This is a genomic window from Streptomyces qaidamensis (assembly GCF_001611795.1).
Taxonomy (GTDB): domain Bacteria; phylum Actinomycetota; class Actinomycetes; order Streptomycetales; family Streptomycetaceae; genus Streptomyces; species Streptomyces qaidamensis.
Window position 1 is genome coordinate 1623268 of record NZ_CP015098.1, and the last position, 23703, is coordinate 1646970.

Below are 23703 nucleotides of genomic sequence, written 5' to 3' on the forward strand. Positions count from 1 at the left end.
CCCGCCGAACCGCCCGGGTCCCTCGGACCGCGGGGACCCGCCGAACCACCCGGGCCCCGCGAACCACCCGGGCCCCGCGGACCGCCCGGCCCCCTCGGACCGCGGGGGTCTCATGTCACACCCCCGGGCACGAGCGGCCGAGCCGGACGCACGGGGACAGGCGCGTCGTGCGCGGCGAGAAACGCGTCGACCGCCGCGTCCCAGCCGAAGCACTCCGCACGCGCGCGTGCCGCCTCGCGCCGGTCCGCCTCCAGACCTTCCAGCAGTAGGTCCACGACGTCCGCGAACGCCTCCCCGTGGTCCGCCGCGACGGCACCGGCGGCGCCGATCACCTCCGACAGCGCCGACGACGCGCTCGCGACCACGGGCGTGCCGCAGGCCATGGCCTCCAGCGCGGCGAGCCCGAAGGTCTCGGCGGGCCCCGGGGCCAGCGCCACGTCGGCGGACGCCTGGAGCGCGCCCAGCAGACCGCGGTCGGAGACGTGCCCGAGGAAGGTGACCGGCAGGCCGCTCTCGCGTGCCCGCCGTTCGAGCCCGGCCCGCAGCGGCCCGTCCCCGGCCACCACCAGCACGGCCCGGCGACCGCGCCGCCGCAGCGCCTGAAGGGCGTCCAGCGCCGTGCCGGGCCGCTTCTCCACGGACAGCCGCGAGCACATCACGAGCAACGTCTCGTCCACGCGCGCGTGCCGCGACCGCAGCTCCGGGTCGCGCAGCGTCGGGTGACGCTGCACCAGATCGACGCCGAGCGGGGCCCGGACGACGTTGCGGGCCCCGATCCGCACGAACTCCCGCTCGGCGAACTCGGTGGTGCACACCACGCGCGCGTAGGTGTGGGCCGTACGGGTGTTGAGGGCGTCGGCTGCACGCCGGGCGGCCCCCTCGGGCACACCCCAGGTGCGCAGCACCCCGTCGGCCGTCTCGTGGGACACCATCACGGCCGGGATCCGGGCGCGGCGCGCCCACTTGCCGGTCCACCGCAGGGTCGTCCGGTCGGACACCTCAAGCCGGTCGGGCGCGAGCTCCTCCAGGAGCCGGGCCACCCGCCGCTTGTCGGCGAGGACGCGGTAGCCGCCGGTGCCGGGCAGCAGCGGCCCGGGGAGGGTGATCACCCTCCCCTGCTCGGTCTCGCGGTCGCTCATGCGCTCGCCGGGGATCACGAGGACGGGTTGGTGGCCCGCCGCCTTGAAGCCCTTGCCGAGTTCGCGCAGTGCGGTACGCAGCCCGCCGGACGACGGGGCGACGAAGTTGGCGAGCCGGACGATCCGCAGCGACCGGGTGCTGCCGCCGGAGCGGGGGTCGCTCATGCCGCCACCGCCGTCCGGCGCCCGGCGAGCACCTTCGCGTAGTGCCCGATCAGCTGGTCCCCGACGGCCGCCCAGGTGCGGCCCTCGACCGTGGCGCGCCCGGCGGCGCCGAAGGCGGCGCGCAGTCCGGTGTCGGCCGCCAGGGACCGCACCGCGTCGCGGACGGCGCCCGCGTCGCGCGGCGGCACCAGCAGCCCGGTGCGCCCGTGGGCGACCAGGTCCAGCGGTCCGCCCGCGGCGGGCGCCACCACCGGCAGGCCGCTGGCCATGGCCTCCTGGACCGTCTGGCAGAACGTCTCGAAGGGGCCCGTATGGGCGAAGACGTCGAACGAGGCGAAGACCCGGGCAAGGTCGTCACCGGTGCGCCGGCCGAGGAAGACGGCACCCGGCAGCGCCTGTTCCAGACCGGGCCGGCTGGGTCCGTCGCCGACGATCACGACCCGGACGCCCTCCAGGCCACAGGCACCGGAGAGGAGTTCGACCTGCTTCTCGGGGGCGAGCCGGCCTACATAGCCGACGATCACCTCGCCGTTCGGGGCGAGTTCCCGCCGCAGGGCCTCGTCGCGCCGGTCGGGCCGGAAGCGCTCGGTGTCCACGCCGCGCGGCCACAGCTCGACGCGCGGCACACCGTGGGTCTCCAGGTCGCGCAGGGCGGCGCTGGACGGGGCGAGGGTGAGGTCGCAGGCGCCGTGCACGGAGCGGATGCGCCGCCAGGCGGCGGCCTCCCCGGCGCCCATGTAGGTACGGGCGTAGCCGGCCAGGTCGGTCTGGTAGACGGCGACGGCGGGGATGCCGAGGCGCGCGGCGGCGGCCATGCCGCGCACGCCGAGGACGAAGGGGCTGGCGAGGTGGACGACATCGGCACGGTGCTCGACGAGGGTGGCGGCCAGGCGGCGGCTGGGGAGGGCGACGCGCACCTGGGGATAGCCGGGGAGCGGGAGGGAGGGGACGTGGACGACGGGGCACGGCGCGGAGGTGTCGGGCTTGTTGCCGGGCGCGGGAGCCGGGGCGACGACGACGGGGACGTGACCGCGATCGACGAGGTGCCGGGCGGTCTGGAGCGCGCAGTGGGCCACGCCGTTCACATCGGGGGGAAAGGATTCGGTCACGATGACGACACGCATACCGCTGTTGTCGCCGCGCCGGACGTGGCCGCGTCAACGTGGATCTTTCCGGCCGAGGAACGTCCTATGAGCGTTCTGAGGTGCACCCGCGCAGGTCAGGCGGCGTCCATGCCCTCCTGACCCGCGAGTCACCCCGTGTTCACCCCGGAGGCGCGATTCCGCCCCGGCCATCTGCCGGAGAGGGGGGGTCACACAGCGGTCTCCTCGGGCCCGATGCGGCTGCGTACGGCCGTCTGCACCTCGGCCTCCTCGGCCGGGTCGGCGGCGAGCCGTCGCAGTCGCTCGACGACGCGGGTGTCTCCGGTCTCGGCGTGCCGGGCGGCGATCTCCCGGGTGGTCTCCTCGCAGTCCCACAGGCACTCGACGGCGAAGCCGGTGGCGAAGGAGGGGTCGGTGGCGGCGAGGGCCCGGGCGGCCCGGCCGCGCAGATGGGAGGAGGCGGTCTCGCGGTATACGTGGCGCAGTACGGGGGCGGCGCAGGCGATGCCGAGCCGTCCGGTGCCGTCGACGAGGGTCCACAGGGTCTGGGCGTCGGGGCCTTCGCCCCTCACGGCCTCACGTAGCGCGGCGAGGACCAGGTCGCGGTCCTGCATCCCGCCCCGGCAGGCGAGGACGCGTCCGGCGGCGGCGCCCAGCGCGTCGGGGCGCGGGACCCAGCCGCGCGCGCGGTCCACGGCGGCCAGTGAGCGCATCCGTTCGAAGGCGTCGACGGCCGCGTCGACGACGAGCGTCGAGCCGGTGGCGACGGCGCCCTCGATGAGATCGAGGGCCTCGGGATCGTTGCCGTCGGCGAGGTACCTCAGGGCCGTGCACCGGGCTCCGTCGGTGCCGTCCTTGGCCGCCCGGACGATCTCGGCCCTGTCCTCGGGGCCCGCCACGGCGGTGAGACAGCGGGCGGCCGGCACATGGAGGGCGGCACCCCGCTCGATGCCCTGCTGGGCCCACTCGAAGACGGCCTGCACGCTCCACTCCGGGCGGGGGCCGGAGGGCCGCATCTGCCGCTGCCAGCGGTCGAAGGAACCCGTCTCGTGGGCGGCACGCACGCGGGCGGCGACGGATTCGCGGGAATCCTCGGCCCACAGACGCCACGGCCGGGGCTCGAAGGCGTCCCGGACGGTGGCGGCCAGTTCGGCATCGCCTTCCGGGTCGGCGGGGAACCGGGCGAGGACGGGTGCGGCGAGGGCACGAAGGCCCGCGTCGTCGTCCCTGAGGGCGAGCTCGTCGAGGGCCCAGGCCCAGTTGGATCCGTGGGCGGCGTACCGGCGCAGCAGTTCCAGCGCGTCCCGCCTGCCGTAGGAGGCGAGGTGCCCGAGGACGGCCAGGGCGAGCCCGGTACGGGACTCGTCGCCGTCGAGGACGTCCTCGGCGCAGAAGAGATGGGCCTCGACCTCGTCCAGCTCGCCGTTCAGGTCGAGGAAGAGGCGGGCGTAGTAGAGGGAGCGGTTCTCCACCTGCCAGTCGTGGCGGGGATCGCGCAGCACACAGTGGTTCAACGCCGCCAGCGCCTCGGGGCGCGGGGCGGTGAGCGCGTGCAACGTGCCGTCGCCGCGGCCCCGCTGAAGCAGGCCGAGCAGCGTACCGCTGGGCGCTATGACCGGATCGAACATGGGAAACAGCCTCACATCAAGCGTCGACGCAACCGGGGACGTGTACTACCTGGCCGCGCGACAACACGTCGGAGTGCCCGCCGTTTCCTGCTTGCTGTAGACCATCTTCCTCTGCCTCTCGTCGGTGGCCCTTGCGGACCGCGTCACGGCCCGCGCGGTGCGGCAACACCTGCCCAACCATCACGTCCGTGAACCACGTCGTCATGATGACTCGGCACTCTCGTCTGCCGCGACCGAAATTTCGGCGGCCCTGTACCGCCTCCCCCGTTTTCTGTGTCTTTGCTGGTCAGACCTGTCGGCTCAGTGCTCGCCGAACAGTTCGAGCAATTCCGTCCGGCCGAACATCCGGGCGGTGTCGACGGCCGAGGGCGTCCCGGCCGACGGGTCGGCGCCGCCCTCCAGAAGCGCCTTGATCACGTCCGATTCGCCCTTGAAGACCGCTCCGGCGAGCGGGGTCTGGCCCCGGTCGTTGATCCGGTCGGCCTCGGCGCCGCGCTCCAGCAGCGCACGCACCGCGTCGGAGTGACCGTGGTAGGCGGCGAGCATCACGAGCGAGTCGCCCCGGTCGTTGGTGAGGTTGGCCGGAACACCCGCGTCGACGTACGCCACGAGCGCCTCGGTCTGTCCCCGCCGGGCCAGATCGAAGATCTTGGTCGCCAGCTCCACGACCTCGGGGTCGGGGACTTCGGTCATCGGCCGGACCGCCTCTCCACTGCACATCGTCTCGGTGCGTACGTCTGCGAGGGGCGCAGCCGTACGAGTGAATCGCCAGGGTACTGGCTCGTGCGGCACATGACCCGATGTGCCCGAGGTAAAGATCAGCACAGACCCGGACAAGCGCAACCGCCCGGCTCCACCGGGCCCGGGACCACTCCGCCACTCGGGGGAAATAGTACGAATTTCACCCAGTTGCACCTTTTATCGTATGGATACATCCTGTGAGCCTGGAAGTACTCATGGTGACTGTCCCCGCGAACCAGGAGAACTCAAATGATCCTCTCCATCTCAGGCGTGGTCCTGCTCGGCATCGTCGTCTTCATCTTCTTCCGCAAGGACGGGCTGAAGGCGTCGCATGCCGTGGTCGCCATGCTGTTCGGCTTCTATCTGGCGAGTACGGCCATCGCCCCGAGCATCAAGGCGGGCGGCGAGAGCCTGGCGAGCCTCCTCGGCGGCATCAAGTTCTGACGCCCCCGCTCCCCGTACGCATCCCGCCCGTACGCACCCACTGGAGGCAGTAGTGGCCCGGCGCCCCCTCCCCCGCATTCTGAGCAACGGCAGCGCGCAGCTCGCCAGGAGCCGGGAGCTGGCCCGGACGGCCGCCGACAGCGCCACCGACGTCCTCCACCCGCTGATCACGATCGCGCGGGGTCTGCGCCGGCTGGCAGCGGCCGGACGGCGCAGATGGACCGAGACCCCCAAGGAGCGACGGGGGGCGCTGCTGTTCCTGGCGGCCTCCGTGATCCTGGTCGTGGCGCTGGTGCCGTACGGACCGCTGCTCGCCGCCATCACCCTGATGGCGGCAGCCGCCTGGCAGGGCCGGGACCGTTCCCCCGCGGCATCCGACGGGCCCGACGAGTCACAGACCCAGCGGCTGAAGTCGCTGTACGAGGCGCTGGTGCCGTACTTCTCCGCCGCCGAGGACCCCGAGCCGCTGTACTCCCACGGCGGCGCCTGGGACAAGGCCTTCCCCACCTACGCCTTCGACGGCGGCGGCCGGATCTCGCAGCTGGTGGTCCGCTACCCGGCGTACTTCACCGACGGCGAGGCCGAGGCCCGCGCCCGGATCGAGCACCTCCTCGCGGCCAAGTCGGGCCGGGGCCGCGAATACCACTTCACGTGGGACGAGGAGGGCAACCAGTTGACGGTGGGCGTACTCCTGCCCCTGCCCGTCGACATCGCAGCCCAGCGTTTCGTCACCACCCCCGGCGAGACGGTTCTCGGCTTCACCGACCCCACCCGGGTCCAGCGCACGCTGCCCCTCACCCACGGGGAACGGCAGCGGGACGTACCGCCGGTCGTCTGGCGCACCGGCCTGCGCTCCACCGAGCCGCACCTGCTGGCTCTCGGCCAGCCGGGCAGCGGCACCTCCACCCTGCTGCGGTCCATCGCCCTGCAGGCCCTGCTCCACGGTGACGTGGTGATCGTCGACGGCGGAGGCACCGGCGAGTACGCCTGTCTGACCGGCCGGGACGGCGTCCTGGCCGTCGAGGCGGGGCTCGCCGGGGTCACGGCCAGCCTGGAGTGGGCCGCGACCGAGACGGAGCGCCGCCTCATCGCCGCCAACCGGGCCCACCAGGCCGGCGACCCGCCGCCCGACGACACCAAGCGCCCGCTGTGGATCCTCCTCGACCGTCCGACGGCCTTCACCGACCTGGCCGCGGCGGACGGCCGCAAGGATCCGCAGTCCCTCCTCCAGGTCCCCCTCCGGCACGGCCGCCCGGCGAACGTGACGGTGGTCGTGGCCGACCAGCTGGACTGCATGGACGCCCTGATCGACCCGGTGCGCCAGCACACCCGCGCCCGTGTCGTCCTGGGCCCGGCGACGGCGGAGCAACTGGAGGCGGTCCTGGGGGCGCCCCCGCACACCACCCCGATCGACGAGCTCCCGCCGGGCCGCGGCTACGCCCGCCTCGGTTCGGGGCCGGTTCACCGCCTCCAGGTGCCGGCCACCCCGAACCCCTACGACGACGCGACGCCCGACGCCCTCTGCGAGGCGGTCCTCAGCCTTCTCCCGCCGCGTACGACCCCGGCGGACGGCGAGACGATCCCGGAGCAGGACCAGCCGGACGACGTGGCGGAGCAGGATCCGACTGCGGAGGAACCGGAGCCGGAGCCTGGAGACCCGAAGACCCCGGAAGCAGCTCCGGCCGCGGTGCCCGTCCTGACCAAGGAGACATAGCCAAGGCACCAGCTTCCGGCCCTCAGCACCCGTCCGTCAGTTTTGGACCTAGGCCACGAACGTACGCGGCGCCTCCGCACTCCCCACCGCACCGCTCTCCACCAGCGCCGCCGCGGCGGCCAGCCGCATGGCGGCCTCCTCGGCCACCGCGCCGCCCACGGTGAACGGCAACCGCACGTACCCCTCGAACGCCCCGTCCACCCCGAACCGCGGCCCGGACGGCACCCGCACGCCCACGCGCTCCCCCGCCTCGGCGAGCCGTGAACCGGACAGACCGCCCGTGCGCACCCACAGCGTCAATCCGCCCCGAGGCACCTCGAACTCCCACCCCGGCAGCTCCCGCCGCACCGCGGCCACCAGCTCGTCCCGGTTCGACCGCGCCTGCTCCCGCCGCACCTCCACGGCCTGCTCCCAGCCCCCCGTCCCGAAGAGCCAGTTCACCGCCAGCTGCTCCAGCACCGGCGTACCGAGATCGGCGTACGCCCGGGCGGCGACCAGGCTGCGGATCACGTCCGGCGCGGCCCGCACCCACCCGATCCGCATCCCGGCCCAGAACGCCTTGCTCGCCGATCCCACCGTGATCACCGTCGACCCGGCGGGATCGAACGCGCACACCGGCCGCGGCATCCGCACCTCCGCGTCGAGCCACAGCTCGCTCATCGTCTCGTCCGCGATCAGCACGGTCCCCGCGGACCGTGCCGCGTCCACCAGCCGCCGCCGCTGGTCATCGTCGGCGAGCGCCCCGGTCGGGTTGTGGAAGTCGGCCACGACGTATGCGATGCGGGGCGCGGCGTCCCGCAGGACCTGCCGCCAGCGGTCCATGTCCCACCCGGTGAGTCCCTCGGCCATGGCGACGGGCACCAGCCGGGCCCCGGCCTCCCGCATCAGCTGGAGGATGTTGGCGTACGAGGGTGACTCGACGGCGATGCGCTCACCGCGCCCCGCGAACAGATGGCAGATGGCGTCGATCGCTCCCATCGCCCCGGTCGTGACCATGATCTGCTCGGGCATGGTCGGAATCCCGCGCGCGGTGTACCGCTCGGCGATCATCGCCCGCAGCGCCGGCAGCCCTGCGGGGTAGTCGCCGTGCGTGTGCGCGTAGGGCGGCAGTTCCTCCAGCGCGCCCTGGACGGCCCGGGTGAGCCAGGGCTCGGGAGCGGGGAGGGCGGCGCAGCCGAGGTCGATCAGGGAGCCGAGGGCCTCCGGCGGCAGGGGCTCGAGACCGCGCGCGGGCAGCGGGTTCCCGGCCGGGACGGCGGTCCAGCTGCCGGCGCCACGCCGGGACTCCAGGAACCCCTCGCTGCGCAGCGCCTCGTACGCGGCGGCGACCGTCGTGCGGCTCACGGACAGGGAGAGGGCGAGTTCCCGTTCGGCGGGGAGCCGGGCTGCCACCGGGACCCGCCCTTCGAGCACCAGCAGCCTGATGCCGTCGGCGAGGGCACGGTAGGCCGGCGGCCGGCGCGTGCCGGGGCCCGCCGGGCGGTCCTGCTGGGAGCTGAGGAGCCGGGCGAGCTGCGCCGCGCCCACAGCCGAGGTCCACTCCGCCATTGAAATCAGTCCACCTTCCCCGGATTGGCCATGGATGGCCTCTCCATCCAAGCCACAGGGTGTCATGCAGCAGTCCACTACCGCCACACAGGGGGCGCATCATGTTCACGCGGGATCGGCTCATCCGGCGACTCGTCCAGCTCTACACCGGTCTCGCGCTGTACGGCGCGAGTTCGGCACTGCTCGTCCGGTCGGGGCTCGGCCTGGAACCGTGGAACGTGCTGCACCAGGGGCTGGCCGAGCGGACCGGACTGTCGATCGGTGTCGTCCTGACCCTCGTGGGCGCCGCGGTGCTGCTCGCGTGGATCCCGCTGCGCCAGCGGCCGGGCCTGGGCACGATCTCCAACGTGCTGGTCATCGGCATGGCGATGGACGCGGCGCTGGTTCTGGTGCCCGACGCGCACGGCCCGGTGCCGCGCATCACACTGATGCTGGCGGGGATCGTCCTGAACGGCGCGGCGACCGGCCTGTACATCGCGGCCCGCTTCGGACCGGGCCCGCGGGACGGCCTCATGACCGGACTGCACCAGCTCACGGGCGTCTCGATCCGGCTGGTGCGCACGGGCATCGAGCTCACCGTTGTCGCGACCGGCTTCGCCCTCGGCGGCACCGTCGGGATCGGCACCCTTCTGTACGCCCTGGCGATCGGCCCCCTCGCCCAGGCGTTCCTGCGCGTGTTCGCCGTCCCCGCGGCATCCGGCGTCAGCACGACCGTTGCCACCGGTCAACCCCGGGGGGCGATACTGCGTCCGTGACCCCGCGGATACGCCATCCCTACCTCGACCACCCCGGCCCGATCGCATTCGCCCACCGGGGCGGAGCCGCTGACGGCCTGGAGAACACGGTGCGGCAGTTCCGGTGTGCGGTCGAGGCCGGCTACCGGTACATCGAGACCGACGTGCACACCACCCGGGACGGCAGACTCGTCGCCTTCCACGACGCGACCCTGGACCGGGTGACGGACGGCGCGGGCCGGATCGCCGACCTGCCGTGGCAGGAGGTACGGCAGGCGCGCGTGGCGGGCGAGGAACCGCTCCCCCTCTTCGAGGAGCTCCTGGAGACCTTCCCTGGCGTGCGCTGGAACGTGGACGTCAAGACGGAGGCCGCCCTGCTGCCCTTCCTCGACCTGGCCGGGAAGACCGACTCCTGGGACCGGATCTGCCTCGGCTCGTTCTCCGAGGCACGGGTGGTACGCGCCCAGCGACTGGCCGGCCCCCGCCTGGCCACGTCGTACGGCACGCGGGGCGTGCTGGGCCTGCGGCTGCGCTCCTGGGGTCTGCCCGCCGCGGTGCGCCACTCGGCGGTGGCCGCCCAGGTCCCCGAGATCCAGTCCGGGATCCAGGTCGTGGACCGGCGCTTCCTGCACGCCGCCCACGCACGCGGGCTCCAGGTGCACGTGTGGACGGTGAATGACGCCGAGAGCATGCACCGGCTTCTCGACCTGGGCGTGGATGGCATCATGACCGATCACATCGACACGTTGCGCAAGGTCATGGAGGACCGCGGCGTCTGGGTCTGAGACCCCGGGCTCGTCCCCTCTGCGCGGTCACGGGGAAGCGAGGGCAGGGGTGGGCAGCGACACCGTGCGGACACCGCCGGCCGGCGGATCGGCGGAGCTCAGGCGCGAGCAGCGCGGCTGGTACTTCTACGACTGGGCCTGCTCCGTCTACTCGACGAGTGTGCTGACCGTGTTCCTCGGCCCCTATCTGACCTCGGTCGCCAAGTCGGCCGCGGACGCCGACGGGTACGTCCACCCCCTCGGCATCCCGGTGCGGGCCGGCTCCTTCTTCGCCTACTCGGTGTCCCTGTCGGTGATCGTGGCCGTGCTGGTGATGCCGCTGGTGGGCGCGGCCGCCGACCGCACCGGCCGCAAGAAGCCCCTGCTCGCGGCCGCCGCCTACACCGGTGCCACGGCCACGGCGGCCATGTTCTTCCTGGACGGCGACCGCTACCTGCTGGGCGGGGCCCTCCTGATCGTCGCGAACGCCGCGCAGTCCGTGGCGATGATGCTCTACAACTCCTACCTGCCGCAGATCGCCCCGCCCGAGCAGCGGGACGCCGTCTCCTCCCGCGGCTGGGCCTTCGGTTACGCGGCGGGTTCACTGGTCCTCGTCGCGAACCTGGTCCTCTACACGGGACACGAGAGTTTCGGCCTCTCCGAGAGCACGGCGGTCCGCATCTGCCTGGCCTCGGCCGGCCTGTGGTGGGGTGCGTTCGCCCTCATTCCGCTGCGGCGGCTGCGCGATCGCCGGACGGCCGGGCGGGAGGCGGCCCTGCCGGGCTTCAAGCAGCTCGCGGCGACGGTCCGCGACATGCGCCGCCACCCGCTGACACTGGCCTTCCTGCTCGCGTACCTCGTCTACAACGACGGCATCCAGACGGTGATCTCCCAGGCCTCGGTCTACGGCTCAGAGGAACTCGGCCTCGGACAGTCCACCCTCATCGGCGCCGTGCTGCTCGTGCAGGTGCTGGCGGTGGCGGGCGCGCTGACCATGGGCCGGCTGGCCCGGGTGTACGGCGCCAAACGCACGATCCTCGGTTCGCTGGTCGCGTGGACGGTGACGCTGGCGGCCGGGTACTTCCTGCCGGCCGGGGCGCCGGTGTGGTTCTTCGTCCTGGCCGCCGGGATCGGCCTGGTCCTGGGCGGCAGCCAGGCGCTGTCCCGCTCGCTGTTCTCCCATCTGATCCCGCCGGGCAAGGAGGCCGAATACTTCTCGGCGTACGAGATGAGCGACCGCGGCATGAGCTGGCTCGGGCCGCTGCTGTTCGGGATCACCTACCAGCTGACGGGGAGCTACCGGGACGCGATCATCTCGCTGGTGGCCTTCTTCGTTCTCGGGTTCGTCCTGCTCGCGCGGGTGCCGGTGCGGCGTGCGATCGGCGAAGCGGGGAATCCGGTTCCAGACAGGATTTAGCACTCGGAGCGAAAGGGCTGTAGTGTACGCGTTTGGCCTGCCAGGCGGACCGTTACTGCGCGTCAAAGATGCCGAAACGCTGGGTTATATCTGCTATCAGATGTGACAAACCGGGCGCTGGTGGGTACAACAAGGGCGGCTACGACGGCGACGCACGACCCGGAACGGGACTCGGAACGGGAATCTTTACCGCCGACCGGACGTTGACCGGATGACGACGACAGCGACACCTGTCCTGTGGGCGACAAGCCCGGGAGGCACGATTCATGAGTGAGCGAGCTCTTCGCGGCACGCGCCTCGTGGTGACCAGCTACGAGACGGACCGCGGCATCGACCTGGCCCCGCGCCAGGCCGTGGAGTACGCATGCGAGAAGGGGCACCGCTTCGAGATGCCCTTCTCGGTCGAGGCGGAGATCCCGCCGGAGTGGGAGTGCAAGGTCTGCGGGGCCCAGGCACTCCTGGTGGACGGCGACGGCCCGGAAGAAAAGAAGGCCAAGCCCGCGCGTACCCATTGGGACATGCTGATGGAGCGGCGCACCCGCGAGGAACTCGAAGAGGTCCTCGAGGAGCGCCTGGCGGTTCTGCGATCCGGTGCGATGAACATCGCTGTTCATCCCCGCGACAGCCGCAAGTCGGCATAGTCCCGCAAGGGTCTGGCCGAAGTAACAGCGCATCAGAAGACCGCGGGCGCCGTACGAGAAGTACGGCGCCCGCGGTCTTCCGCGTGTTCGCTGCACGGGCTCGCGTGTGCGGGGCCTGTGAGTGCCCGGGCACGGTTCAGTGCGTCAGCGGCGGGCGGGGCGGCTGCGGGGTGTCCCCGGGCTCGTCCCTGATGACCTGGCCCTGGACGACCTTGCCGTCGGGCTGGTGCATCCTGGCCTGCTGGAAGGCACCGCCCAGGGTGCCCGGGCGGGCCTCCCTGAGCTTGCGCTCGAAGGTACGCTCCGCCGAGCGGCTCACGGCCTTCTGGACCGGCGGCAGCAACAGGAGCAGGCCCACCACGTCCGACGCCAGGCCGGGGATGATCAGGAGCAGGCCGCCCAGCATCATCAGGCCGTTGCCCTCACTGCCCGGGCGGGCTGCGTCGGGCATCACACCGCTCTGCTGCTGTTGCAGCGCCTCGGAGAGCTTGCGGAAGGCCCGCCGGCCGGCCCGCTTGATGACGACCGAGCCGAGGACGAGACCCGCCAGCAGGACGAGGAAGACCACCAGCCCGCTGGTGGCCCCCGCGACCAGCGTGAGCAGCCAGATCTCCAGCACGAACCACGCGGCGACCCCCAGCGGCAGGAACGTACGCAGCCGGGAGCGCTTGGGCCGGGCAGGGGGCAGCGGGGTCTGAGCGCCAGTCGTCATGCCTCCAGTGTGCCTGGCCCCGGCTCAGCACGGGATAAGGCCACCGTCAGCTGATTCTGTGAACGGCTGCCCCGGTCGGGCGCGCGACTACGGCTTCGAGGGTTTGCCGTCGCGCCCCATGACCTTGCCGACCCGCTCCCCCACGCCCCAGGCCGTGACGCGCCACAGCGCCTCGACGAGGATGTCGCGGCTCATCTTGGAGTCGCCGAGTTCGCGCTCGACGAAGGTGATGGGCACCTCGACCACGTGGTAGCCGGCCCGGACCGCGCGGCGGGCGAGATCGACCTGGAAGCAGTACCCCTGCGAGGCGACCTCGTCGAGGCCGAGGCCCTCCAGGGTCTCGCGGCGGAAGGCGCGGTAGCCGCCGGTGATGTCGCGCAGCGGCAGGTCGAGCGCCAGCCTGGAGTAGAGGCTGCCGCCGCGGGAGATCACCTCTCGGGACTTCGGCCAGTTCACCACCCGGCCGCCCGGCACCCAGCGCGAGCCAAGGACCAGGTCCGCGCTCTTGAGGGCGGTGAGCAGACGGGGCAGTTCCTCGGGCTGGTGGGAGCCGTCGGCGTCCATCTCGACCAGCACGCCGTAGTCGTGCTCCATGCCCCAGCGGAAGCCCGCGAGGTAGGCGGCGCCCAGGCCCTCCTTGCCCTTGCGGTGCAGCACGTGGACCTGGTCGTCCTCGACGGCCGCTTCGTCGGCCAGCTTGCCCGTGCCGTCCGGGCTGTTGTCGTCGGCCACGAGCACGTGCGCCTCGGGGACGGCCTTGCGTACCCGGCCGACGATGCTCTTGATGTTCTCCGCCTCGTTGTAGGTCGGGATGATCACCAAGGCCGTACCGAGCGGGCCGAACTTCCTCACCTGGGCTTCTGCCGCGAGGGTTCCGTCGCCGTCGTTCACTGCTGCCCCTTCATGTTCATACGCAGGGGTCCACCATAGTGGGCCCGGCCTGCGGTGACGTGACAGGACGTTCGAATCGTGGTGGCGAATCCGCAAGACGCGGGTAAGAGGGCGCCTCCGGGTGCGCGCGTACGGCGGATGGGGGCCCGGCGCCCTTCGGGCCGGCCTGGGATCCGCCGGCTGCGGATCGACCGAGAGCCGTTGTCTACTGAGCGCCCGGGCCCCACCCGGGTCACACCTCCCCGACCGGCCGGAACGTTCCCTCGGCGCTGCGCCGGCCTGAGCCTGGCTCCCAGTGGCGGTGCCCCGGTGCGGCACACCGTCCCTGACCCGGCGGCGCCGCGGCGAGTGCTGGGACGTTCCCCGGTCGGGCGTCCGGTGGTGGACTCGGACGAACCTACCGGCCTCCTGCGGCCGCCTGTCAACAGCCGTCCGGCCTGCGCACTTTGCGGCAAAGCCCTGGTCAGGGCCGAGGATGCGCAGGTCGCGCGCCGGGGGCGCGGCGCACGACTTCATGCGCGCCGCCCCCGTAGATCACTCGCCCGGCCCTACGAAGACCGTGCGTCCGCCCACGACGGTGCGCAGACAGACGGGCAGGTCGCGGCCCGGAGTGAGGTCGGGCAGACCCGGGGTGCCGGAGCGGGGGTCCGTCGACCAGCGGGCGACGCGGTCGTCCGGGGCCTGGACGACGAGTTCGCCGGTGCGCCAGACGGAGTAGTCGGCGGGGGCGCCGGGGACCAGCACGCCCGCGTCGTCCCGTCCGACGGCCCGCCAGCCGCCGCGCGTGTGCGCCGTGAACGCGGCGCGCACGGAGACGCGGTGCTCCGGCGTGCGGTGGAAGGCGGCGGCCCGGACCGTGCCCCACGGGTCGAGCGGGGTGACCGGGCTGTCGGAGCCGAACGCGAGCGGGACACCGGCGCGCAGCAGGGCCGCGAAGGGGTTCAGGGCCCGAGCCCGCTCCTTCCCGAGCCGCTGCGCGTACATGCCCTCCTCCCCGCCCCACAGGGCGTCGAAGGCGGGCTGCACGGAAGCGGTGAGGCCGAGTTCGGCGAAGGCGGCGACACTCTCCGGGGTGAGCATCTCGGCGTGTTCGACGCGGTGCCGGGCGGCCCGGATCCGGCCGAGCCCGAGCTTCTCGGCGGCGGCGCGCACGCCGTCCACCACGGCGTCCACGGCGGCGTCGCCGATGGCGTGGAAACCGGCCTGCAGACCCGCCTGCGTGCACGCCACGACGTGCGCCGCGACCGCGGCGGCGTCCAGGTAGGCGATGCCGGTGTGCCCGGCGTCGGCGTACGACCGGTGCAGACAGGCCGTGTGCGAGCCGAGGGCGCCGTCGACGAACAGATCCCCCGCGGCGCCGGCCGCACCCAGCTCCCGCGCCTTGGCGACGTCCTGCTCGGCCCAGTAGCCGACGACCCGCGGTCCGGGCTCCTCCCCCGCGAGGCGCAGCAAGCCGGTGAAGTCGTCCTCGGAGGAGATCTCAGGCCCGGCACACTCGTGGACCGTGCCGATCCCGAGCGAGACGGCGTGCGCGAGAGCGGCACGCTGCGCCTGCGTGCGCTGCTGCGGCGTCACGGCGGCGAACGCCGCGCCCCGCACGGCGTGGTGGGCGTCCGCGGTGAACGGACCGTCCTCACGGGTGACCTCGGGAACCAGGTCGAGCAGGGCGGAGCTCACGACCGCCGAGTGGACGTCGATCCGGCTGAGGTAGAGGGGCCGGTGCCCGGTGGCCTCATCGAGTTGGGCCCGCGTCGGAGGCCGGCCTCCGGGCCAGCGGGCGGCGTCCCACCCGTGCCCGAGCAGGACGCGGTCGCCCGGACGCGCGGCGGCGAAGTCCCGTACCAGGGCAAGGGCGGCTTCGAGGGAGGGGGCGCCGGACAGATCGAGCCCGGTGAGGGCGAGCCCCGTGGCAGTGGTGTGCACATGCGCGTCCGTGAACGCCGGAGTGACCAACGCTCCATCGAGATCGACGACCTCGTCGGCCCCGTCCGCGAAGGCGTCGGCGGCCCCCTCGGACCCCACCCAGGCGATCTGTCCCCGCTCCACGACCATCGCGGTGGCGAAGGGGTCGGCGGGGCTGTGGACCTCTCCACGGCGGAGAAGAACGGTCTGGGGCGGGGCGGTGGACTCACTCATGGAGCACAGTCTCACAGGGGTGGGGGCGACGTCTGAATCAGGGGCGCGGGGAACTGCGCGAACGTCCCCGCACGCCCCGCACCCGGCAACCGGCGTTCAGATCCGCGGCGGTCGCGCCTCGTACGGCGTCGACAGCACCACCGTCGTCCGCGTGGACACCCCGGCCAACGACCGCAACCGGGCCAGCAGCTCCTCCAGCTCGTGCGGTGTCGCCACCCGCACCTTCAGGATGTAGTTCTCGTCGCCGGCGACACTGTGGCACGCCTCGATCTCGGGCACGCCGGCCAGCCGGTCCGCGATATCGTCCGGCGCGCTGGGATCGAACGGTTTCACCGAGATGAACGCCGTCATCGGCAGCCCCACGGCCTCCGGGTCGACGACCGCGGCATAGCCCCGGATGACACCCCGCTGCTCCAGCCGCCGCACCCGCTGATGCACGGCCGACGTGGACAGCCCCGTGGCCTTGCCCAGGTCGGTGTAGCTCATCCGCCCGTCCTTGACGAGCAGCTGCACGATCTGTCGGTCCAGCTCCTCCATGACGCAAGAACCTACAGGGCGGTTGATCTCCTCGGATACCTGAGCAGCCCAGGTCATGCCCGGTTCGTGATGTGGCCGGAAGTCGACGGTCAGCCGTCCGGGGGACAAATGCGCCGCAGTGGACACCTGCACGAGGCATGTGACGAACACCACAGCGCTCGAACAGTCTCCGTAATGTTCTCGTGATTACCGCCCAGGGGGGACGGGAAGTGCTTGCTGTGGCCGAGGCCGCAGTGCCCATGACGGCCCAGTCCGAGGGGGAGAACCCAATGCAGAGTCTTAAGCGCCCTGGTCGCACCGCACCCAAGCGGCAGCAGCTCGTCGTCGAGCCCGAGCCGGAGGGTGTCGAACCCGACTCCTTCGACGACGAACTCGACGCCTACGACACGTTCGAGATGTTCCGGGTGGTCTGCCCGGACTGCGCGCAGCCCATCGCCCTGCTCGCGGACGAGGAGGTTCTGCCGGAGCACGCGCTGTGCGTCTCGCCCTGGAACCCCTTCGGACTCACGGTCTGCGCCGGGACCGGCCGCAGGGCCACGGACGCCCGCGCCGCCGACGAGTCCGTGGAACCTCAGGAGCAGGACACCGCGCTGCTGTTGACGCTCCCTCAGGGGCTCGACTGGCGGACCCAGCCCTTCTCGCACGTCGGCGGGCCGGGCTCACGCCCCATCAGGGTCCCGGTCATGCGCCGCGCGGCCTGAGCGCGGGCTCTCCTCGCCCGTCGCTCCACTCCCGTAGCTGAACCGCATCACGTACCTGAACCGCACCACGGCTCGCGGATCGCCGTGGTGCGGTTCGGTGTGCCCGGAGCCGTGTGCGGCACTGAACGAACGCCCGATTCCGTCATCCGGTGACCTGTCCGGGCTTTGCCGCGTTGCCCTGGTATGACCCCCATCTCCTCAGCGACCGGGCGTCAGCGCCTCCTGTACGTCCCGCCGCCCGCAGAATCGGTTCGGCCGGCTCCGCCCCGCTATCAGGACCCGCCGATCTACCGCGACTTGATGCGGACCTGGGCCGAGGGCGGCCGCACCCTTCCGGGCCGGCACGACCCGGAGTGGATGCGGCTCGCGGCTCCCTGGCGGGGACTCGACCAGTTCAGCGTCCCTCTGGACCCACGAGATGGCGGGCGATGACCATTCGCTGGATCTGGTTGGTGCCCTCCACGATCTGCAGCACCTTGGCCTCACGCATGTAGCGCTCGGCCGGGAAGTCGGCGGTGTAGCCGTAGCCGCCGAGGATCTGCACGGCGTCCGTGGTGACCCGCATCGCCGTGTCGGTGCAGTGCAGCTTGGCCATGGCGGCCTGCCTTGCGAACGGCCGGCCCGCGTCCTTCAGCCGCGCCGCCGCGAGGTAGAGGGCGCGGCCCGCCTCGATCTGCGTCGCCATGTCGGCGAGCATGAAGCGCAGCCCCTGGAAGTCGGCGATCGGCTTGCCGAACTGGCGCCTTTCGGCCGCGTAGGCGAGCGCCTCGTCGAGCGCGGCCTGCGCCACGCCGATCGCGCACGCCGAGATGCCGAGCCGCCCCGAGTCGAGCGACGACAGGGCGATCGCGAAGCCCTGCCCCTCCTCGCCGATGCGGCGGTCGTCCGGGACGCGGACGCCGTCGAAGTGGACCTGCGCGGTGGGCGAGCCCTTCATGCCCATCTTCTTCTCGGGCACCGCGGCGCTCAGCCCCTCGGCGTCGCCGGGCACCAGGAACGCGCTGATCCCGCGGGGGCCCTCCTCGCCGGTGCGCGCCATCACCGTGTAGAAGTCCGCGATGCCGCCGTGCGTGATCCAGGCCTTGGTGCCGGTGATCACCCAGTCGTCGCCGTCCCGTACGGCCTTGGTGCGCAGGGCGGCCGCGTCCGAGCCGGAGTGCGGCTCGGAGAGGCAGTAGGCGCCGAGCAGGCCGCCGCCGAGCATCGCTGGCAGGTGCTCGACCTGCTGCTCCTTGGTGCCGTAGGCGGCGAGCGCGTAGGAGGCCAGGGAGTGGACGCTGACCCCGAGGCCGACGGTGAGGCGGGCCGCGGCGAGCTCTTCCAGGACCTGGAGGTAGACCTCGTAGGGCTGGTCGCCGCCGCCGTACTCGGAGTCGTACGGCAGGCCGAGCAGCCCCGAGCGGGAGAGCAGCGTGAACAGCTCGCGCGGGAAGCGGCCGGCGTCCTCCTCCTCGGCCGCCTTCGGGGTGATCTCCTGCTGCGCGATGTCGCGCACGAGCGAGATCAGGTCCCGGGCCTCCTCCGTGGGCAGTTGTCGGTCCACCGGCTGCGGGGCGCGGTCGGGCATGGCGACGCTCTCCTCCCTGTCGGGCACTGGCGGACGGGCCCATGGGTGGGGGCGGCGCCGCCGGGTCGTTCTGGTGCCTGGCCGATGCTTGCGGTCCCGGGTCTCGGGCGCTGCTGACCAGCGGCTCTGCGCTGTGAGTATGCCCGATCGGGGGCATCCCGTCACCAGTTAACGACCGCTCACTTCAAGAATAGTCCGTGCGCGGCCGACGCGGCGAAATTGGTCCGCACCATTGACCCAACTGGTCTAGTCCTCCTACTGTTTCGCTCCACCGATTCACCGCGTTCATGCCAATCGGCGCGCGTTCCCCTCTCCCCACGAGGAGACACCGGATGCACACCCCCCACCGTTCCCGCTTCCGGGCCATCGTGTCCGCGGCCTGCTGCGCCGTCCTCGGCGCCGGTCTGCTGGCCGGCGCGGGCACCTCCGCCACCGCGGCGACCTCGGCTCAGGAGGCCGCCGCCGGTTCGAAGGCCGCTCCCGGGGCCAGGGCCGCCGGATCCAAGGTCATCGGGTACTTCACCGAATGGGGCACCTACGACCGCAAGTACTACGTCAAGAACATCGAGACGTCCGGGTCGGGCACCAGGCTCACCCACATCAACTACGCCTTCGGCAACGTCACCGGCGGCAAGTGCGCCATGGGCGACGGCTACGCCGCCACCGACCGGGCCTACACCGCCGCCGAGTCGGTCGACGGCAAGGCCGACACCTGGGACCAGCCGCTGCGCGGCAACTTCAACCAGCTGCGCAAGCTGAAGCAGAAGCACCCGAACCTCAAGGTCCTGTGGTCCTTCGGCGGCTGGACCTGGTCGGGCGGCTTCGGTGAGGCCGCGAAGAACCCGGCCGCCTTCGCGCAGTCCTGCTACAACCTCGTCGAGAACTCCAAGTGGGCGGATGTGTTCGACGGCATCGACATCGACTGGGAGTACCCGAACACCTGCGGCGCCACCTGCGACACCAGCGGCAAGGCCTCCTTCCGGAACCTGATGCAGGCGCTGCGGGCCACGTTCGGTTCGCGGAACCTCGTCACCGCGGCGATCACCGCCGACGCCACCCCGGGCGGCAAGATCGACGCGGCGGACTACGCGGGCGCCGCCCGGTACGTCGACTGGTACAACCCGATGACGTACGACTTCTTCGGCGCCTGGGACGCGGCCGGTCCGACGGCCCCGCACTCGCCGCTGACCTCATACTCCGGCATCCCGAAGGCGGACAACCACAGCTCGGCGACCATCGCCAAGCTCAAGAGCCTCGGCATCCCCGCGTCGAAGCTGCTGCTCGGCATCGGCTTCTACGGCCGCGGCTGGACGGGCGTCACCCAGGCGGCACCCGGCGGCACCGCGACCGGCCCGGCGGCGGGCACGTACGAGCAGGGCATCGAGGACTACAAGGTGCTCAAGGCCACGTGCCCGGCGACGGGGACGGTGGCGGGCACGGCGTACGCCAAGTGCGGCAGCAACTGGTGGAGTTACGACACCCCGGCGACCATCGGCACGAAGATGAACTACAAGAACCAGCAGGGCCTGGGCGGCACGTTCTTCTGGGAGCTGAGCGGCGACACGTCGAACGGTGAGCTGATCAAGGCCATCCGGTAGCGCCCTGAGCGAGGGTGCGGAGGTCCGCGGGGGATCCTCCGCCCCTCATCTCACGCGCCCCGGCGGGCGGGCTGCGGTGCCGGGTGGGCGGCGTCGAGTTCCTCGATCGCGCGCAGGACGCCCCCGAGGGTCTTCACCAGCAGCTCGCCCATGGTGTCGCGGGGCAGCTCGGGGCGGTCGATCCATTCGAGCGTGGCGCCCTCGACACTGCACACCCAGGACAGCAGGCCCATCCGTGCCAGCGCGGTGACGTCGGCACGGCCGTACGCACCCTCGGCGATGGTGGTCACGACGGCCTCGCGCACTCCGTCACGGATGGCGTGCACCTCGGTGTCGAAGCCGACTCCGCCGCTCACGATCGTGCGATACGCGGCCTGGTTGTGCTCGGCGTAGCGCAGATAGCTGTCGATGGTGCGCTGCACCCGGTCGACCGGGGGCAGTTCCAGACCGCTCGCGGCCAGGGTGAGCAGCTCGGTGACCGAGTCCTGGATGATGGCCAGGTAATAGCCGCGCTTGGACTGGAAGTAGTAGTAGATCAGCCCCTTGGCGACGTGCGCCTGCCGGGCGATGTCATCCATCGACAGAGCGTCGTAGGACGTGTCGGCGAACAACCTCCGCCCGATGGCGATGAGTTCGGCACGGCGCGCCATCGAGCGCTCGGTACCGCGGGCCCTGGGACGCGCGGCGGGCTGGGGGCTGATATTCAATTTCGACCCTGGTCTCAACGGGCGGGGTGGGACTTCCGCAGTATGGCAGGCCCCACTCCCGGTCCGTGGGTCAGGTCACAGCAGCCCGAGCTGGGTCACGAGCATCGCCACGACCACGACGAGGGCCCAGCCCATGAGGTGCTCGACGATCTTCGGACCGTCGTCCTGAGGGCCGCCGGTGCGGACGCGTGGGGCGGTGACTGAGTGCGCGGTCATGGCTTCTCGCTCATTCGGTGGTACGGACGGACTCCCCCGGAGTTCCGTCCACCTTGCCACCGGAAGTGGCTTTTGTGGCCGAGAGCTTGCTCACACGCGCACGCCCACGGCCGCCAGCGCCCTGCTCTGGGCCGCGCTCGGGCGCGCCGGGAAGTACAGGTAGCAGACGCCGCCCGTGCCCGAGACGACCTTGCCGGAGGCGTTGTACCGCTTGGTGCGGAGCCAGATGTTCTCCCACTCGCGCCGCCGGTAGACGCGGCGTACGGCCTCGTTGCTCGCCGAGAAGGGGTCGTTGGCGATCACGTCGCCGTCGGCGGTGAAGCCGACGACGGTCATCAGGTGCCCGGCGGTGCCGTAGCCGGCGCCCGTGAGCTCCCCCTTCAGGAACGACTGGGACGTTATGGCCGGGATGCCCGCGGCGATCAGCGTCTCCAGTTCGGTGAGCGAGCCGAGCCGGGTGACCACGCCCTGCAGATCATTGAACGTGGCCGCGTAGGCGGCGTTGAACGGCCAGTTGCCGCAGCCCCCGTACTGGTAGTCGTAGGTGAAGCGGGCCGCGTGGCAGACCTGCGGGTCTGCGTACGAGGGATCGACCCAGGCCAGCTGGGCGTCGGTGAGCCGCCCGCCCCAGTACTCGATGATCATCTGGGAGGACGTCGGGCTGCACCAGGCCTCGCCGCCGTTGTCGTACTCCGGGTACTGGCCCTTGTGGATCTCCTGCGAGTAGCGCGGGACGGCCAGTTCCTTCGCGAGGCCGGGCACGGACGCCGGGACGGTGAACCGGTCGGGCACGTCGGAGCCCATGACGCCGAGCCGCCACACGGTGGGGGTCGCCTTGGTGCCGGGCTTGCGGTAGAGGGTCAGGCGCAGCCGGTACGACATGAGGCGCAGGCCGGTCGACGCGTCGTCGATCGCCAGGGTGTCGGTCCAGACCGTGCTCTTGCCGTCGCTCTGGTCGTCGACCGAGGTGCGCCGGATGTCCTGGTCGCCGGCGGCCCAGCGGGCCACCACGTACCAGGGGGTGCTGGTGCCGTCGGTGTAGGTGCCCTTGATCTCGATCCGGATCCAGGTGCCGGCCGGGGTGCGCGCGTTCCACGAGACGATCGCCTCGGTCGCGGGGACGGCGAGCCGGTGGACGGGGGACGTCCAGGTGCCGTACTGCCACTCGGCGGTCTTGCCGGTGTGCGGATCCGTGTAGGAGGCGGTTCCGGCGGGCTTCGCGATCGCCAGACCCGGGCGGGTGCCCGCGACGGCCCCGGTGCCCTTGGCGGTGCCGCCGCGCCAGTCGCCGTACGAGACCCAGGCCCGGTTGTCGACGGTGCGGGCCGGGAGGAGCCGGGCGGGATCTGTGGCGTCGGTCGTCACGGGGGCCTCGGGGTCGGCGGCCGCCGGACCCGTGCCCGCGGTGACGGCGGCGGCGACCGCGGCGGCCAGGACGGTTCGGCGGGAGGGCGGTTCGGCTCTGCGCATGGCGGGGACCCCCGGATGTCGGAGTCGGGCAGGGGCGGGGCAGGTCCGTGCACGGTCGGTCGTATCCGTGCGTGCGCCACATATGAGCACAGCCCGCCGTGTCCTGCCAGCACTTCGACGCGCGCCGCGCCCACCAATATTGGCGTCGACCAGTGGCATCCGCGCCGGATCCCGTCGTTAGAGTGCTGAGCGAGATGAATCCCTCCTTCCGCCCCGCACCGGGCCCCGCCGTCCGCGACCTGGCCGCCCGCATCCGGCGCCTCTCCCCCTCCTGCGGCCCGGTCCGGCTCGTCGGCGTCGACGGGCACGCCGGGTCCGGAAAGAGCACGTTCGCCGAGCAGTTGGCCGAGGCGCTGGACGGCGCCCCGGTGCTGCGCCTCGACGACGTCGCCAGCCACGACGCGCTGTTCGACTGGACCGGCCGGCTGCTGGAGCAGGTGATCGAGCCGCTCTCCCACGGCCGGACCGCGCACTACGCCCCCTACGACTGGCGGGCCCGCCGCTTCGGTGCGCCGCGTCCGCTGCCGCCGGCCCCGGTGCTCCTCGTGGAGGGCGTCGGCGCCGGACGCCGGGCGCTGCGCTCCCGTCTGGCCCTGCTGCTGTGGATGGAGCTGCCGTGCGAGGAGGCCTGGGCGCGAGGAAGGTCGCGTGACGGGGAGGAACAGCGGGAGTTCTGGAACGGGTGGGTTCCGGCGGAGCATCGGCATTTCGCCGACGATCCCTCGCGGCCGTTCGCCGATCTCCTGGTACGGCAGCGGGATGAGGGATATGAGGTGCTCGCTGGACCTGCTGGGACCGTTGGACCGGACCAGTCCCTCACGCACGGTGACGGGCCGCCCGCTGTGTGCTGACCTTGTGAAGGTGCTTGCGGGGCAAGTTACCGGAGTGCTTCAACTCGGCTTGACCGCTGGGCCGTACAGGTCTTACGTTCTCAATGTGCGGCATCGGAGCCGCCCACAGACGCGAAGCCCCCGGTTGTTCCCCCGTGATCGGGGGCTTCGTTCTGCCTTCTTCCGGTTTTCGCGGCCGCCGCCGGGCGCCGGACGCTCACCCTGGGTCACCGCGCGCGGGTGCGCCACGTCCGCTCCCACCTCGCCGAACGGCCCGTGCGGCACCCTACGGGCGCGCCG

At 72.2% G+C, this 23703-nt stretch carries 23 protein-coding genes; 10 read left to right on the forward strand and 13 right to left on the reverse strand.

Annotation, left to right across the window (positions count from 1 at the left end):
- Window positions 1-110: 110 nt before the first annotated feature.
- From A4E84_RS06960 to A4E84_RS06975, 4 genes are all read right to left on the reverse strand, one after another.
- Entirely contained in the window at window positions 111-1304 is a 1194-nt protein-coding gene (locus tag A4E84_RS06960) for a glycosyltransferase (protein WP_062925705.1), read from the reverse strand.
- Window positions 1301-2428 (reverse strand): glycosyltransferase family 4 protein, encoded by a 1128-nt coding sequence (locus A4E84_RS06965; RefSeq protein ID WP_062925706.1) that lies wholly within the window; start codon window positions 2426-2428, stop codon window positions 1301-1303. The genes A4E84_RS06960 and A4E84_RS06965 overlap by 4 nt, the downstream gene beginning before the upstream one ends.
- A gap of 188 nt (window positions 2429-2616) precedes the next feature.
- Window positions 2617-4035, reverse strand: a complete 1419-nt coding sequence (locus tag A4E84_RS06970) for a HEAT repeat domain-containing protein (protein ID WP_062925707.1) — start codon at window positions 4033-4035, stop codon at window positions 2617-2619.
- A 300-nt stretch (window positions 4036-4335) separates the two neighbouring features.
- Entirely contained in the window at window positions 4336-4728 is a 393-nt protein-coding gene (locus A4E84_RS06975) for an ankyrin repeat domain-containing protein (protein WP_062925708.1), read from the reverse strand.
- A gap of 297 nt (window positions 4729-5025) precedes the next feature.
- On the opposite strand from A4E84_RS06975, the gene A4E84_RS06980 reads away from it, so the two are divergent.
- Window positions 5026-5220, forward strand: a complete 195-nt coding sequence (locus A4E84_RS06980) for a hypothetical protein (RefSeq protein WP_030843336.1) — start codon at window positions 5026-5028, stop codon at window positions 5218-5220.
- A 52-nt stretch (window positions 5221-5272) separates the two neighbouring features.
- Entirely contained in the window at window positions 5273-6934 is a 1662-nt protein-coding gene (locus A4E84_RS06985; protein ID WP_062925709.1) for a hypothetical protein, read from the forward strand.
- Between the two features lie 48 nt (window positions 6935-6982).
- On the opposite strand, the gene A4E84_RS06990 is transcribed toward A4E84_RS06985, so the two are convergent.
- Window positions 6983-8482, reverse strand: a complete 1500-nt coding sequence (locus tag A4E84_RS06990; protein WP_062925710.1) for an SCO1417 family PLP biosynthesis transcription factor — start codon at window positions 8480-8482, stop codon at window positions 6983-6985.
- 101 nt (window positions 8483-8583) lie between these two features.
- Here A4E84_RS06990 and yczE point away from each other — a divergent pair, with 101 nt between their 5' ends.
- From yczE to A4E84_RS07010, 4 genes are all read left to right on the forward strand, one after another.
- Window positions 8584-9237 carry a membrane protein YczE gene (yczE, locus tag A4E84_RS06995; RefSeq protein WP_062925711.1) on the forward strand — a complete coding sequence of 218 codons (654 nt, stop codon included), beginning with the start codon at window positions 8584-8586 and terminating at the stop codon, window positions 9235-9237.
- Complete coding sequence (locus tag A4E84_RS07000) at window positions 9234-10001, forward strand: glycerophosphodiester phosphodiesterase family protein (RefSeq protein ID WP_062925712.1); 768 nt, start codon at window positions 9234-9236, stop codon at window positions 9999-10001. Before yczE ends, A4E84_RS07000 begins: the two co-directional genes overlap by 4 nt.
- A 49-nt stretch (window positions 10002-10050) precedes the next feature.
- Window positions 10051-11397 (forward strand): MFS transporter, encoded by a 1347-nt coding sequence (locus A4E84_RS07005; RefSeq protein ID WP_062925713.1) that lies wholly within the window; start codon window positions 10051-10053, stop codon window positions 11395-11397.
- 266 nt (window positions 11398-11663) lie between these two features.
- Window positions 11664-12038, forward strand: a complete 375-nt coding sequence (locus tag A4E84_RS07010; protein WP_003977404.1) for an RNA polymerase-binding protein RbpA — start codon at window positions 11664-11666, stop codon at window positions 12036-12038.
- Window positions 12039-12174: 136 nt separating this feature from the next.
- Here the strand turns inward: A4E84_RS07010 and fxsA are convergent, their stop codons facing one another.
- The 4 genes from fxsA to A4E84_RS07030 form a co-directional block, all read right to left on the reverse strand.
- Window positions 12175-12750 carry an FxsA family membrane protein gene (gene fxsA / locus A4E84_RS07015; protein ID WP_062925714.1) on the reverse strand — a complete coding sequence of 192 codons (576 nt, stop codon included), beginning with the start codon at window positions 12748-12750 and terminating at the stop codon, window positions 12175-12177.
- Between the two features lie 87 nt (window positions 12751-12837).
- Window positions 12838-13641, reverse strand: a complete 804-nt coding sequence (locus A4E84_RS07020) for a polyprenol monophosphomannose synthase (RefSeq protein ID WP_062925715.1) — start codon at window positions 13639-13641, stop codon at window positions 12838-12840.
- Window positions 13642-14175: 534 nt separating this feature from the next.
- Window positions 14176-15777 (reverse strand): amidohydrolase, encoded by a 1602-nt coding sequence (locus tag A4E84_RS07025; protein ID WP_062925716.1) that lies wholly within the window; start codon window positions 15775-15777, stop codon window positions 14176-14178.
- A 96-nt stretch (window positions 15778-15873) separates the two neighbouring features.
- Window positions 15874-16314 carry an Lrp/AsnC family transcriptional regulator gene (locus tag A4E84_RS07030; protein ID WP_004002750.1) on the reverse strand — a complete coding sequence of 147 codons (441 nt, stop codon included), beginning with the start codon at window positions 16312-16314 and terminating at the stop codon, window positions 15874-15876.
- Between the two features lie 269 nt (window positions 16315-16583).
- Between A4E84_RS07030 and A4E84_RS07035 the strand changes: the two genes are divergently transcribed.
- Together A4E84_RS07035 and A4E84_RS45685 are read left to right on the forward strand one after the other, a co-directional pair.
- Window positions 16584-17015 (forward strand): hypothetical protein, encoded by a 432-nt coding sequence (locus A4E84_RS07035; RefSeq protein WP_062931346.1) that lies wholly within the window; start codon window positions 16584-16586, stop codon window positions 17013-17015.
- A 183-nt stretch (window positions 17016-17198) separates the two neighbouring features.
- Entirely contained in the window at window positions 17199-17447 is a 249-nt protein-coding gene (locus tag A4E84_RS45685) for a hypothetical protein (protein ID WP_078615159.1), read from the forward strand.
- On the opposite strand, the gene A4E84_RS07040 is transcribed toward A4E84_RS45685, so the two are convergent.
- Window positions 17410-18582: an acyl-CoA dehydrogenase gene (locus tag A4E84_RS07040; protein ID WP_062925717.1), complete on the reverse strand. Its 1173-nt coding sequence runs from the start codon at window positions 18580-18582 to the stop codon at window positions 17410-17412. The two genes, A4E84_RS45685 and A4E84_RS07040, sit on opposite strands and share 38 nt — an antisense overlap.
- A 332-nt stretch (window positions 18583-18914) precedes the next feature.
- Here A4E84_RS07040 and A4E84_RS07045 point away from each other — a divergent pair, with 332 nt between their 5' ends.
- A complete protein-coding gene (locus tag A4E84_RS07045; RefSeq protein ID WP_062925718.1) occupies window positions 18915-20180 on the forward strand; it encodes a glycoside hydrolase family 18 protein in 1266 nt (421 codons plus the stop codon).
- Between the two features lie 50 nt (window positions 20181-20230).
- Here A4E84_RS07045 and A4E84_RS07050 read toward each other — a convergent pair whose 3' ends face one another.
- The 3 genes from A4E84_RS07050 to A4E84_RS07055 all read right to left on the reverse strand — a co-directional run bounded on the left by A4E84_RS07050 (window position 20231) and on the right by A4E84_RS07055 (window position 22573).
- Complete coding sequence (locus A4E84_RS07050) at window positions 20231-20887, reverse strand: TetR/AcrR family transcriptional regulator (RefSeq protein WP_062925719.1); 657 nt, start codon at window positions 20885-20887, stop codon at window positions 20231-20233.
- Window positions 20888-20962: 75 nt separating this feature from the next.
- On the reverse strand, window positions 20963-21103 hold the full coding sequence (locus A4E84_RS42070) for an SCO1431 family membrane protein (RefSeq protein WP_107308283.1): 141 nt from the start codon (window positions 21101-21103) through the stop codon (window positions 20963-20965).
- A 90-nt stretch (window positions 21104-21193) separates the two neighbouring features.
- A complete protein-coding gene (locus A4E84_RS07055; protein WP_062925720.1) occupies window positions 21194-22573 on the reverse strand; it encodes a peptidase C39 family protein in 1380 nt (459 codons plus the stop codon).
- 194 nt (window positions 22574-22767) lie between these two features.
- On the opposite strand from A4E84_RS07055, the gene A4E84_RS07060 reads away from it, so the two are divergent.
- On the forward strand, window positions 22768-23424 hold the full coding sequence (locus A4E84_RS07060) for a uridine kinase family protein (protein WP_062931347.1): 657 nt from the start codon (window positions 22768-22770) through the stop codon (window positions 23422-23424).
- The last annotated feature ends 279 nt before the right edge of the window (window positions 23425-23703 follow it).

Excerpts from the sequence above, each read along its gene's own strand:
- A4E84_RS06975 (WP_062925708.1), bottom strand. The coding sequence starts at position 4,728 with ATGACCGAAGTCCCCGACCCCGAGGTCGTGGAGCTGGCGACCAAGATC.
- A4E84_RS07055 (WP_062925720.1), bottom strand. The coding sequence starts at position 22,573 with ATGCGCAGAGCCGAACCGCCCTCCCGCCGAACCGTCCTGGCCGCCGCG.
- yczE (WP_062925711.1), top strand. The coding sequence starts at position 8,584 with ATGTTCACGCGGGATCGGCTCATCCGGCGACTCGTCCAGCTCTACACC.
- A4E84_RS07030 (WP_004002750.1), bottom strand. The coding sequence starts at position 16,314 with ATGGAGGAGCTGGACCGACAGATCGTGCAGCTGCTCGTCAAGGACGGG.
- A4E84_RS45685 (WP_078615159.1), top strand. The coding sequence starts at position 17,199 with ATGACCCCCATCTCCTCAGCGACCGGGCGTCAGCGCCTCCTGTACGTC.
- A4E84_RS06970 (WP_062925707.1), bottom strand. The coding sequence starts at position 4,035 with ATGTTCGATCCGGTCATAGCGCCCAGCGGTACGCTGCTCGGCCTGCTT.
- A4E84_RS06990 (WP_062925710.1), bottom strand. The coding sequence starts at position 8,482 with ATGGCGGAGTGGACCTCGGCTGTGGGCGCGGCGCAGCTCGCCCGGCTC.
- A4E84_RS07040 (WP_062925717.1), bottom strand. The coding sequence starts at position 18,582 with ATGCCCGACCGCGCCCCGCAGCCGGTGGACCGACAACTGCCCACGGAG.
- A4E84_RS07045 (WP_062925718.1), top strand. The coding sequence starts at position 18,915 with ATGCACACCCCCCACCGTTCCCGCTTCCGGGCCATCGTGTCCGCGGCC.
- A4E84_RS07060 (WP_062931347.1), top strand. The coding sequence starts at position 22,768 with ATGAATCCCTCCTTCCGCCCCGCACCGGGCCCCGCCGTCCGCGACCTG.
- A4E84_RS06965 (WP_062925706.1), bottom strand. The coding sequence starts at position 2,428 with ATGCGTGTCGTCATCGTGACCGAATCCTTTCCCCCCGATGTGAACGGC.
- A4E84_RS42070 (WP_107308283.1), bottom strand. The coding sequence starts at position 21,103 with ATGACCGCGCACTCAGTCACCGCCCCACGCGTCCGCACCGGCGGCCCT.
- A4E84_RS07025 (WP_062925716.1), bottom strand. The coding sequence starts at position 15,777 with ATGAGTGAGTCCACCGCCCCGCCCCAGACCGTTCTTCTCCGCCGTGGA.
- A4E84_RS06980 (WP_030843336.1), top strand. The coding sequence starts at position 5,026 with ATGATCCTCTCCATCTCAGGCGTGGTCCTGCTCGGCATCGTCGTCTTC.
- A4E84_RS07035 (WP_062931346.1), top strand. The coding sequence starts at position 16,584 with ATGCAGAGTCTTAAGCGCCCTGGTCGCACCGCACCCAAGCGGCAGCAG.
- A4E84_RS07010 (WP_003977404.1), top strand. The coding sequence starts at position 11,664 with ATGAGTGAGCGAGCTCTTCGCGGCACGCGCCTCGTGGTGACCAGCTAC.
- fxsA (WP_062925714.1), bottom strand. The coding sequence starts at position 12,750 with ATGACGACTGGCGCTCAGACCCCGCTGCCCCCTGCCCGGCCCAAGCGC.
- A4E84_RS06960 (WP_062925705.1), bottom strand. The coding sequence starts at position 1,304 with ATGAGCGACCCCCGCTCCGGCGGCAGCACCCGGTCGCTGCGGATCGTC.